This is a genomic window from Mycobacterium sp. (assembly GCF_046095365.1).
Classification (GTDB): domain Bacteria; phylum Actinomycetota; class Actinomycetes; order Mycobacteriales; family Mycobacteriaceae; genus Mycobacterium.
On record NZ_JBJTJF010000200.1, the window covers coordinates 1 to 11,331 of the forward strand.

Sequence of the window (11,331 nt, forward strand, 5' to 3'; positions counted from 1 at the left end):
GGTGACCGCGGCGGGCGCCGGCGGTGGCGGAGGCGCGGGCTTGGGCGACAGCGCGCTGCCCTTGACCCAGTCCTTCCAGGGCACCGACCAGTCCCCGCCCTGCGCGATCGTCAGCGGCGGACCGCCGGTATAGCGGATCTCCACCGGGTCGCCGGGCTGGACGAAGTCGAAGAACCACTTGGCGTTCTCGCCGCTGAGGTTCAGGCAGCCGTGCGAGAGGTTGGTGTTGCCCTGCGCCCAGATGGTGTCGTTGAGCTCGTGCAGGTAGATGCCGTCCGTGCTGATCCGGGTGGCCCAGCCGATCTTGCGGTTGTAGCTGTCGGCGGTGCCGAGCGGGATTCCGTAGGTCAGCGAGTTCATCGTGACGACCTCACCTTTGTCGAGCACGCTGTAGGTGCCCGACGGCGTCCACCAGGAGAACGTCTTGCCCGCGATCAATGAGGTTCCGCCGCGCCCCATCGAGGTGGGCATGGTGCGCACCAGCCGTCCGTTGTCGAAGACGCTGACCTGTTTGGTGATGTCATTGGCGACGGCCAGGTGCGCGGCGCCGATGTTGATGGTCGCGTGGGCGTCGGTCTGCCCGTACAGACCCTCGCCGAGCTTCAGGCCGAACACGTTGAGGTCCACGTCGATCCGGGTGCCCGGGGCGTAGTAGTGCTCGGGGCGCCAGTGCGCGACGGAGTCGCTGATCCAGTTCCAGGAGCCCTGCACCGGCGGGTCGGTCTTGACGAACATGTGCTTCTCGGCGAGCACCTTGTCGGTGACCGCCTCGTCGAAGTGCGCGATGACGACGGTGCCGACGCCGTAGCGGACGTCCGGATTGGGAGCGAAGCCGCCCTGCACCTCGATGTAGGGGCGGATGTAGTTGTAGGGCACCACGGTGCTGAAGGTGCTGGTCCGCGACAGCGGCACCCCCGCCGGGCTCTTGCTGTTGACCGACAGCGTGTAGGTCCTGGCGAAGTTCAGCCGCTCGGTCGGGGACCAGGTCGTGCCGTTGTCCCCGATCAGGCCCTGCACCACATTGCCCCAGTCGTCGCTCAGGGTGGCGCTGGTGATCTTGCCGTCGAGGACGTCGACGACCGGCTTGGTCAGCGGGTTGACGTCCTCGGCGCCGTCGAAGGGCGACAACCCCATCACCGGCGGCCTCGCCGGAGTCGGGGTGACCGGCGCCGCCGCGGTGGCGGTGGCGGTCTTGCAGCCGTCGTGACAACCGGGCAGGCCGGCGACGTCGCCCGCCAGCGCACCGCACAGCATCGCCACGACGACCAGACTTGTCGTCCGTGCGCGATGCGAAAGGGTCACCGAAATCACTCCAGGGCAGTCGTCCAGGGGGCAGCCGTCACCGTTGACGCTTCCGAATCATAGTCACAGCCCGACGGCGGTTCGAACCGATGACCGCCACCGGCCCGGCAACGGTTCGGCAAAAGTCTCGTGACCTGGCGCACCCGGTGCCGGCCTTCCGGCGGCAGTACACGTGCTGTTAGACTGGGGATAACTCCGGTTACAGTCCGCTGCAGCCGGTACGTCGTGGGATTCGTCATCCGCCGCCCCCCGGAACCTCGGGCCGGAGCGCCGGGCCTGACGTCCGCTGCCAGGCAGCGCACCCCCCTTCTCGCGGCGATTCGATATTGCCCGCCGGGCAGTCTCGCCCACCCAAGTGCTGATTTCGCCCGACGGCCACACGCCACCGGAGCGCAGCGCACCAGATGCCGGAAAGGCACACCGACCATGACCACCGACACGACATTCGCCGACCTCGGCGTGCCCGCACCACTGGTGCGCGCACTGACCGCGGCCGGGCGCACCCAACCGTTCCCGATCCAGACCGCGACCCTGCCGGACACCCTGGCCGGCCGTGACGTCCTCGGCCGCGGCAAGACCGGCAGCGGCAAGACTCTGGCCTTCGCCATCCCACTGGTGGCGCGACTGGCCGACCACGCCCGGCGCCCGAACCGGCCGGCCGGCCTGGTGCTGGCACCGACCCGGGAACTGGCCACCCAGATCACCGCGACGCTGGCGCCCCTGGCCGCCGCCTACGGCCTTCGGGTCAGCACGATCTTCGGCGGCGTGCCCCAGGCCCGCCAGGTCAAGGCGCTGCAGGGCGGCGTCGACATCGTCGTGGCCTGCCCCGGCCGGCTCGAGGACCTGATGCGCCAGAAACTGGTCAGTCTCGAGGCGGTGCAGATCACCGTCATCGACGAGGCCGACCACATGGCCGACCTCGGATTCCTGCCCGGTGTCACCCGGATCCTGGCAGCCACGCCGCGCGGCGGGCAGCGCCTGTTGTTCTCGGCGACGCTGGACAACGGGGTGGACATCCTGGTCAAGCGCTTCCTCAACGAGGAGGTGTCGCACTCGGTGGACAGCCGGAACTCCCCGGTCGCCGCCATGACCCACCACGTCTTCCACGTCGAGGGCGCCGAGGCCAAGAAGAAACTGGTGCACACGCTGGCCTCCGGCAGCGGCCGGCGAATCCTGTTCATGCGCACCAAACATCAGGCCCGCAAGCTTGCCCGCCAGCTGACCGAATCCGGCATCCCCTCGGTGGACCTGCACGGAAACCTGTCCCAGCCGGCGCGGGACCGCAACCTGGCGGCCTTCACCGACGGCAGTGCCCGGGTGCTGGTGGCCACCGACATCGCCGCGCGCGGCGTCCACGTCGACGACGTCGAGCTGGTGGTGCACATCGACCCGCCGGCCGAGCACAAGGCCTATCTGCACCGTTCGGGTCGCACCGCGCGGGCCGGTCGCACCGGCGACGTCGTCACCGTGGTGCTGCCCGAACAGCGCAAGGACACCCAGGCGCTCCTGCGCAAGGCGGGCATCACGGCGACCCCGCAACTGGTCGCCGCGGACTCCCCGCCGGTCCTGGAACTGGTCGGCGAGATCGCACCGCCGCGCGGTCCCGCGGCCGCCAAACCGGCTGCGGCACAACCGGACCTCCGCCGCCCCGGCGCGCCCGGGGGCCGTCGCCGCCGGGCCCGCCGCCCGCAGCCGGCCGGCCGTCAGCCGACCAGGTCGCCCCACGGGTCAAGTCCGCAGGCCCCGAAGAACCACTCGTAGGCCGGGAGACGTAGGCCGGGAGACGGACAACTCAGGGCGGGCCGATTCCGAGCCGTCGCGCCAGGTCCGGGCCGCCGGACTTCGCGATGGTGTCGGGATCGCCGCACACCACCAGTTGGTCGCGCGCCCTCGACAGCCCGACGTAGAGCCGTTCGGGAGCCCGCTGCAACGCATACCGGTCGTTGACCACCAGCACGATGGCCCGGCGTTCCAGGCCCTTGAATCCCAGCACGTGTCCGTAGAACACCTGCTCGGCGTCCCAGAAGCTGTCCCAGTAGGCGGCGGTGCCCGCGGCCTGCCGGGCGACCTGCTCGGGGTGGCGGCTGCCGGTGGTCAGCAGGGCGACGTCCTCGGGACGCCAGCCCTGGTCGAGCAGGGCCTCGATCTGGTCGTCACCGACGTCGAGTGCCTCGTCGGTCTTGCACGACACGAACCGCACCTCGGGCCCCTCACCGCCGAGCAGCCGCATCGGATGGTCGACGAGGGGCTGGAAGGTGTTGGCGATCTGGCGGGTGTTGCGGATGTTCTGGTCGAGGATCAGCGGCACCAGCGGAACCGGCGGGGTGCCCTGCCGGTCGAACACCCGCTGACCCTCGTCGATGAACACGTAGAGCCCACCGGCCTCCGGGTCGCGCAGGGCCGCCAGCACCGGCTCCCACCAACTGTCGGCGAAGTCCTGCGCCTCGTCAATCACGATGTCGTCGAAGCGTTTTCCGTCCGGCAGGCCGCCGGCGAGGTCGAGCATGGCGGCGGGTAGGTCGTGTTCGAAGAACTGCGAGGTCTCCTTGGTTCGCTCGTTCTCGTCGGGAGCCGCCGGAGCGCCCCACCCGATGCCCAGGCTGTGGAACTCCCCCACGTAGGCCGGCTGCTGGCGGCGCGCCCAGCCGGACGTGACCCGCTTGAGGTAGGAGGCCAGGCCGTGGGAGTAGCAGATCAGCGCCACCCGCCGGCCCTCGGCGGCCAGCCGGCGGGCCTGCTCGACGGCCATGAACGTCTTGCCGCTGCCGGCCCCGCCCCGGATCTCAACCCGGGGCAGCAGCCTGACGGCGCCCAGGATGACGGCCTGTTGTTCATTGAGGATGTCGGCCGCGTCCTCGTTGGCCAGCGCCCGGGCGACGACGTCGCGCTGGGGCAGACCCCGCCCGCCCAGCGCGGTCTGCAACTGCTCGACGGCAGTGTCGGCGAGCAGCGGCAGATGCGTCTTCTGGTTGAGGGCGATGTCGCGCAGCCTGGCGCCCAGACCGGAGATCTCGTCCCGGTCGATCACCATCCAGCGCGGGCAGTCCGGCAGCGCGAACTCCTGTGACACCGAGCTTTTGGGGAACACCACGACGTGGTTCCACCTGACTCGGCCCCTGGTCCAGCGGGGGTCCTTCTCGATGAACGAACGCAGCGCGTACCTGGCCTGGCGGACCTGACGCACCGGGTCGATGACTTTGACCCTGCCGTCGTGCTGGCTCTGCAGCCAGTCCTTCCCGTCGTGCCAGACCTCGCCGCCCTTCACTTCGACGCAGACGATGCCGGCGCCCTCGACGGCGACCACGAAGTCGATCTCGTGGTCCTTCTGGTGGTCGGTGACCCGCTGGCCGGCGATGATCACATCGCCCTCACCGAGTTGGCCGACGAGGGCATGGAAAACCTGGCGTTCGGTCGCGGTGGCCAGGCGCGGGTCGTCGGGCAGTATGACGGGCATCGTTGTTGATCTATCACAGCGCCGTCGCCGTCAATGCCGGTTCCACCCCCGTCGCTGACGTTATTGTGCTGTCGTGGAGGAGTCAGCCGGTCGGCGGGTGGGCAATCTGCCCTCCGACCTTCCGGCATTGTCAGCGGTTTTCCTGCTGCTGGTCGGCTTCACCTTCAGTGACGACATCGTCGAGTTCCTGCTCGACATCACCGGGCATTCCGAACTCGCAGCGACCAGCCGCCAGTGGCTGGTTCTGGCGCTGGACGTCCTGCTCGTGCTCACCTCGGCCGCGATCAAGTGGCGGATCAGCGCGGAGCGGATCGGTCTGTCGTCCTTCATCGGCCAGCTGGTGCGCGGTTGGTGGGCGGTGGGCGCCGCTCTGGTCATCCTCGGCCACCTGGCGCTGATCGTCACCTCCGAGCACCGCGCCGGTCTGGGCGACGTCGAGACGGTGTGGCTCAGCATCGCCGCCTCCGCGGTGTTCGTCGTCGCGATGACCATGCTCCTCGTCTCGGCGCTCGCTGAGAACCGGGGGTCGCGGGGCTGGATCATCCCGCTGTCCATCGGGGCCTTCGTCGTCCAGATCGCCTCGGCGCTTTGGTATCCGGTGATCAACACCGAGGGGGGGTGCGCCGGGGAGGTTTCGTCGTCGTTCTTCTCCGACATGACCAACATCCTCTCGGTCCTGCTGCTCGCCATCGCAGTCGAGCTGAACTACGTCCGCAACACCGCGGCGGAAGACGATTCCGGCAAGAGGGTGGCGCCGGTCTTCACCGTGCTGATGATGACCACCGCAGTCGTACTCGCATTCACGATGCTGGTCAAAGCGGACTTCGATCCGCGCTGCGGCGTGGCCGCGGTCTGGCACGAGTACATCTCGTTTGTCGTCAGCATCCAGGCGGTCGCCACCGGATTGGCGACCCTGGTCTGGATGTTCCTGGTCACCGCGGGCGGTTCTTCTCAGTCGGCCGGGCAGTCCGATGACGGCGGCGGCGCGTCCCCGTCCAGCAGGTAGGCGTCGACGATATCGGTGACGCAGCGGTTGTGGTCCGGGTAGACTGAGTGCACGTCGGTGTCGGCGATCACCAAGCGTGCCGAGACCAGCTGTCCGGCAAGGGCTTCCGACCATATCAAGGGTGTGGCACCATCGTCGCGGGCACCGACGATCACGACCGGCGCCGCGCCCTCGCCGCGTACCTTTTTCGGCCCGATGGGGTCGTGAGCAGGAAAATCGTTGCAGCGCAGGCCCCCCCACGCGTTGGCCGACCCGAAGATCGGGGTGTCGGCGTCCCACTGGACGGCCAGCGCCGCGGTGCCGGCGACGTCGGGAGTCGGCGTTGAGTCGTAGCAGTTGATCGCGTAGAGAGCCTGCAGTTTGTTCGACGGATCGGCGGAGTTCTCGTTCTCGCGCAGTCCGCCGAGTCCGATCAGCCCGGCCCCGTCGCCGGCCAGAGCATCGCGCAGACCACGAAGCAGTTCCGGGAATGAGTCCGGGGGAACGTACATCGCTTCGCTCAGCGCCGCCATGGCGTCGGCCCGGGTCGGTGTCCTGGGATCGCCGGTCTGCGCGGGCAACGACAGCAGATAGGCCTTGAGGGCCGCGGTGGCGGCGGCGTGGCCGGCCGGCAGCGGGCAGTCACCGGCGGCGGTGCAGTAATCGACGAACCGCATCAGCTGGGCTTCCAGCGCCCGCGACTGACCGCGGTTGTACTCGGCGATCGACAACGACGGGTCGATGGCGCTGTCGAGCACCATGCGGCCGACGCGCTGGGGGTAGGCATCGATGTAGAGGGCGGCCAGTTTCGTGCCGTGCGACCAGCCGACGTAATTCATCGCCTGCTCGCCGAGGGCGACCCGGATCGACTCCATGTCGCGGGCCGAGTCGCGGGTGCCGATATGACCGATCAGGTCGGGGTTGCCGGAGGCGCAGCCGTCGCTGAAGGCGCGGGCCTGCTCAGCCCAGCCCGCCACCTCGGGCGATCCTGCCGAGGCCGACCACTGGGCGCTTGCCAGGGCGCGGGCGTAGGCGCCCATCTCACCGGCGGTGCGGCACCACAACGGACTGCTCTTGCCGACCGCCCGGCGGTCCCAGCCGACGACGTCGTAGCGGGCCTCGACCGCATCGCTGAGTTGACGGGGCAGGGTGAGGATCTCGTCGACTCCGGAGATTCCGGGGCCGCCGGGATCGACCAGGATCGTGCCCAGCCGCGGACCGGGCCCGCGCGCCGGAATCCGCGCCAGCGCGAGGGCGATGGCGGGCCCGGCGGGGTCGGCGTAGTCCAGCGGAACCTTCAGGGTGGCGCATTCCCTGGTCTGCCCGGGCAGCTCACCGCAGGGCTGCCAGACCAGCGGGCCCGCCGTCGCGGTAACAGGCGGCGACTGGGAGGGGGCCGAGCAGGCCGCGAGGAGAAAACAACTCGACGCGATCGCCGCCGCTCTGATCCAGCCCGAGTGGATCCAGCCCGAGTGGATCAAGGGGTTTTCTCGAACAGGTAGTGAAAGACCATCCACTCGTTGCCGTCCCGGTACGCGAAGACCTCCGAGCAGAACAGCAGAAACATCCGCCAGCGCTGCAGCGCGATCGGCGCCGGCGTCGGACCGCCCTCCAGGGCCCGCGTGCAGGCCTTGGAGTTGGCGTCGAGGCGTTCCAGCCAGGCGTCGAGGGTCTTGGTGTACTCGCGCCCGTCGACGTCCCAGACCCGGGTTTGCCTGAGGTCGGGCGGCAGGAAGTGCTCGAGCAGGTCCCGGCTGGGCATGGTGCCGCCGGCGAAGAAGTACTTGCCCATCCAGTCGGTGGTGTTGAAGTCGTAGGCGAACCGCCGATTCCCCAGGATCTGCACCATCATTCGGCCGTCGGGCCGCAACCAGGAACTGACCTTGCTCAGCACCATGTCGTAGTTCTTCATGTGCTCGAGCATCTCGCAGGACACGATGACGTCGAACGCCCCGCGGAACTCCGGTGGGTCGAAGGTGCTGGCGTCGGCCTTGACGTTGGCGAACCGGCCGGCGTGGCCGGCGTTGCGCTCCTTGATGTACGCCTGCTGCGTGGCGCTGTTGGACAGGAAGGTGACGTCGACGTCGTCGTAGTTGTCCAGGATGTAACTGCCGTGCGAGCCCCAGCCGCAGCCGAGGTCGAGCACGCGCAGCGGCCCGCGCTGCTTGACCAGTTCGCCGAGTTGCAAGCGTTCCTCCAGGAAGGTGCGCAGCATCGCGACCTCGGCGTCGGCGAGGCCGGTCGTGGTCTGTGGGAACAGGCAGCACGAATACTTCCTGTAGGGCCCCAGCATGATGTCGAAGAAACCGGTCGGCACCTCGTAGTGCTGGATGTTCGCGTCGTCCTGATGGGTGGCCCCGGCGCTGGCACGCAGTTTCGCGAAGTACCTCTGCTTGTACTGGGCCTGTTTGTCCAGGTCGCCGCCGCACTCGAAGGTCTTCACCCACTGGGCGCACATGAGCCGGACCAGGCGGCGCATGACCGCGTCGGGCAGCAGGCCGCGTTCTTTCAGGGCGAGGATGGCGTTGAAGAGACGTTCCACACCCGATATCCAAACACGGAGCGGACCGTACGCTGGCGCCGTGACGGTCCCGTGGTCTGTGAGTCGGCTCGGCAACCTGACCGGCAAACGCGCGGTCGTGACCGGGGCGACCAACGGCGTCGGGTTGGCTACGGCCTCCGCGTTGGCCAAAGCCGGGGCGCAGGTGGTCCTGGCCGTGCGCAACACCGAACTCGGCCGGCAGCGCGCGGCCGAGATCGGCGGGGCGACATCTGTGGTGAAGCTGGATCTCGCCGACCTGGACTCGGTCCGCGCCTTCCGGGTCGACGGCGACATAGACATCCTGATCAACAACGCCGGAGCAGTGGCCGCGCGTCGCACCGAGACGGTCGACGGCTTCGAGATGACCCTCGGCACCAACTTCCTTGGACCGTTCGCGTTGACGAACCTGCTACTGCCTCAGATCGGTTCGCAGATCATCATCGTCGGCTCGGAGGCGCACAGGTCGGCGACGCTGCGGCTTGACGACATGCACCTGCGCCGCCACCGGTGGACCCCGATGGGCGCTTACGCGCGGTCCAAGTTGGCCGGGATGTTGTGGGGCCTGGAACTTGACCGCCGTCTGCGCGCGGCGCGATCAGGCATCGTCGCGCACCTCACCCACCCCGGCTGGGTTGCGTCGAACCTGTCGCATGTCTCGGATTCCCCGCTGATGTCGGCAGCCCACCGGACGGTGAAGTTCCTTGCCGACCGGGTGGCCAACGACATCGACCAGGGAGCGGCGCCGACGCTGTACTGCATCAGCGAACCGGTCCCGCCCGGCAGTTACGTCGGCGTCACCGGCAGGTTCGGCCTCCGGGGCGACCCGGTGCTGATCGGCCGTTCGGCGCCGGCCTGCGATTACACCGCGGCGGCGGCCCTCGTGGCCTTCGCCGAACGGGAGACCGGCACGACGCTGGCGGTCTAGCGGCCACAGGATTCCGGCGATGCGGCCGCCACAGGTTAGGCTCGCCGGCATGTCTTTGCTCTTCAATCCCGCCACTTACTCCCCGTCCTCCTTCGACGCGGGCACCCAGCAGCAGCTTATGGCGCTGGTGGACTTCTTCGAGACCAAGGGCCTGGCCCGCAACAAGGAGGAGTACTACTCCGGCGAGTGGTACGCCGACTTCGTCAAACTGATTGCGGACAAGAAGATCTTCGCGACCTTCGCCACACCGGCCGAGGTCGGCGCACTGGTCGGTGACGAGAAGGCCCGCTGGGATCTGGCCCGCATCAACGAACTCAACGAGATCCTCGGCTTCTACTCGCTGGCGCACTGGTATGCCTGGCAGGTCTCGGTTCTCGGTCTTGGCCCGGTCTGGCTCAGCGCCAACGACGGCGCCCGAGGGCTGGTGGCCGGCCTGCTCGACGAGGGTCACATCTTCGGGTTCGGGCTGTCCGAACGCGAGCACGGGGCCGACATCTACTCCTCGGACATGATCCTGACCCGCACCGCCGACGGCTACTCCGCCAGCGGCGGCAAGTGGTACATCGGCAACGGCAACGCCGCCGGCCGGCTCAGCGTGTACGGCAAGTTCGCCGACGACGACCCCGAGCATCCCGGCGAGCACGTGTTCTTCCTCGTCGACCCCACCCACCCGAACTACGAGCTGATCAAGAACGTCGTCGCCGGCCAGATGTACGTCGCGGCGTTCAACCTGCACGACTACCCGGTGGCGCCGGCCGACATCCTGCACGTCGGCAAGGCGGCCTTCGACGCTGCTCTGGCGACCGTCAACGTCGGCAAGGTCAACCTCGGCTGGGCGAGCATCGGAATCTGCGAGCACGCCTTCTACGAGGCGGTGACCCATGCCAACAACCGAGTCCTCTACGGCAGCCGGGTCACCGACTTCCCGCATGTGCGGCGGATGCTGGCCGACGCCTACGCGCGGCTGGTCGCGATGAAGATCTTCGCCGCCCGCTCGACGGACTACTTCCGCTGCGCCAGTGACGAAGACCGCCGCTTCCTGCTGTTCAACCCGATCACCAAGGCGAAGGTGACCAGCGAGGGCGAACGCGTCGTGGACCTGCTGTGGGACGTGATCGCCGCCCGCGGCTTCGAGCGCGACACCTACTTCAGCCGGGCGGCCGCCGACATCCGCGCGCTGCCCAAGCTGGAGGGCACGGTCGCGGTCAACATCGCGCTGGTCCTCAAGTTCATGCCGCGTTACCTCGGCGCGGCGCACGGAGCGGCACAGGAGTACCCGCCCACCCCGGTGCGCCAGGACGGCGGCGACGACGCCTACCTGTTCCACCAGGGCCCGGCCAAGGGTCTGGGCTCGATCGGGTTCGCCGACTGGCGCCCGGTCTTCGACCGTTTCGCCCATCTGCCCAACATCGCGCTGTTCCGCGAGCAGATCGACGCGTTCACCCACCTCGTGCTGACCGCGCCGCCGACCGAGGCACAGCAGAAGGACCTCGACTACCTGCAGACGCTGGGCCAGTTGTTCACCCAGATCGTCTACGCGCACCTGATCCTGGAGTCCGCCGGACTTGCCCTCGACGAGGGCCAGACCCGGCCGGGCTCGGTGAGCGACCTGTCCGACCTGACCGAGGCCCACCTGGATCGGATGTTCGCGGTGTTCATCCGCGACATGGCCGACCAGGCGGTGAACCTGCACAGCCAGGCCTCGGCCAGCGCGGCGCAGAGCGCGGCGGCGATGGCCATGGTGCGCAAGCCGCGGATCGACGCCTACGCCGAGGGGGCGTTCGTCTCGGAGGTGCTGAGCTACAGCGGCGTCTACGAGATGAAGCCCTGAGGGATTCGGTCGAGGGATGAGCCGATCGGCGGCCCGGTTGCTGTTCGCCGCGGCGCTGGGCGCGGCCGTCGTCACCGGGCCGGCGCAGGCCGAACCTACCGCCGATCCGACGCCGCAGCCGGCACCGCCGTCGCAGCCGTTCCTCCCGCCGCAGCAGTGGCCTCCGTGCGGGCTGGGCGGGCAGTGCTCGCCGAGGTGCTACCCGCCGTGGCTTCCCCCGCCGGCGCGGGGTGAACCGGTGCCGACGTTCCCGCCGCCGTGGCCCCCGGTCGGACTGGGCGGCACCCAGTTC

At 68.9% G+C, this 11,331-nt stretch carries 8 protein-coding genes and 1 pseudogene; 5 read left to right on the forward strand and 4 right to left on the reverse strand.

Annotation, left to right across the window (positions count from 1 at the left end; translation table 11 throughout):
* A partial coding sequence (locus ACKOQ4_RS15255) for a L,D-transpeptidase (protein WP_526293313.1) occupies nt 1-1,302 on the reverse strand: 1,302 nt, incomplete at its 3' end.
* A gap of 426 nt (nt 1,303-1,728) precedes the next feature.
* On the opposite strand from ACKOQ4_RS15255, the gene ACKOQ4_RS15260 reads away from it, so the two are divergent.
* Nucleotides 1,729-3,063, forward strand: a complete 1,335-nt coding sequence (locus ACKOQ4_RS15260) for a DEAD/DEAH box helicase (RefSeq protein ID WP_526293315.1) — start codon at nt 1,729-1,731, stop codon at nt 3,061-3,063.
* Nucleotides 3,064-3,094: 31 nt separating this feature from the next.
* Here the strand turns inward: ACKOQ4_RS15260 and ACKOQ4_RS15265 are convergent, their stop codons facing one another.
* On the reverse strand, nt 3,095-4,756 hold the full coding sequence (locus ACKOQ4_RS15265) for an NERD domain-containing protein (protein WP_526293317.1): 1,662 nt from the start codon (nt 4,754-4,756) through the stop codon (nt 3,095-3,097).
* Nucleotides 4,757-4,829: 73 nt separating this feature from the next.
* Between ACKOQ4_RS15265 and ACKOQ4_RS15270 the strand changes: the two genes are divergently transcribed.
* Nucleotides 4,830-5,762: a hypothetical protein gene (locus ACKOQ4_RS15270; RefSeq protein ID WP_526293319.1), complete on the forward strand. Its 933-nt coding sequence runs from the start codon at nt 4,830-4,832 to the stop codon at nt 5,760-5,762.
* Here the strand turns inward: ACKOQ4_RS15270 and ACKOQ4_RS15275 are convergent.
* Both ACKOQ4_RS15275 and ACKOQ4_RS15280 read right to left on the reverse strand, forming a co-directional pair.
* Complete coding sequence (locus ACKOQ4_RS15275; RefSeq protein ID WP_526293321.1) at nt 5,708-7,222, reverse strand: alpha/beta fold hydrolase; 1,515 nt, start codon at nt 7,220-7,222, stop codon at nt 5,708-5,710. The two genes, ACKOQ4_RS15270 and ACKOQ4_RS15275, sit on opposite strands and share 55 nt — an antisense overlap.
* Nucleotides 7,219-8,283: an SAM-dependent methyltransferase gene (locus ACKOQ4_RS15280; protein WP_526293323.1), complete on the reverse strand. Its 1,065-nt coding sequence runs from the start codon at nt 8,281-8,283 to the stop codon at nt 7,219-7,221. The genes ACKOQ4_RS15275 and ACKOQ4_RS15280 overlap by 4 nt, the downstream gene beginning before the upstream one ends.
* Before the next feature lie 40 nt (nt 8,284-8,323).
* On the opposite strand from ACKOQ4_RS15280, the gene ACKOQ4_RS15285 reads away from it, so the two are divergent.
* The 3 genes and pseudogenes from ACKOQ4_RS15285 to ACKOQ4_RS15295 all read left to right on the forward strand — a co-directional run.
* On the forward strand, nt 8,324-9,208 hold the full coding sequence (locus ACKOQ4_RS15285; protein WP_526293325.1) for an SDR family NAD(P)-dependent oxidoreductase: 885 nt from the start codon (nt 8,324-8,326) through the stop codon (nt 9,206-9,208).
* Between the two features lie 49 nt (nt 9,209-9,257).
* Nucleotides 9,258-11,039, forward strand: a complete 1,782-nt coding sequence (locus ACKOQ4_RS15290; protein ID WP_526293327.1) for an acyl-CoA dehydrogenase family protein — start codon at nt 9,258-9,260, stop codon at nt 11,037-11,039.
* Nucleotides 11,040-11,055: 16 nt separating this feature from the next.
* Nucleotides 11,056-11,331: pseudogene (locus tag ACKOQ4_RS15295) on the forward strand (hypothetical protein); the annotation flags it as partial.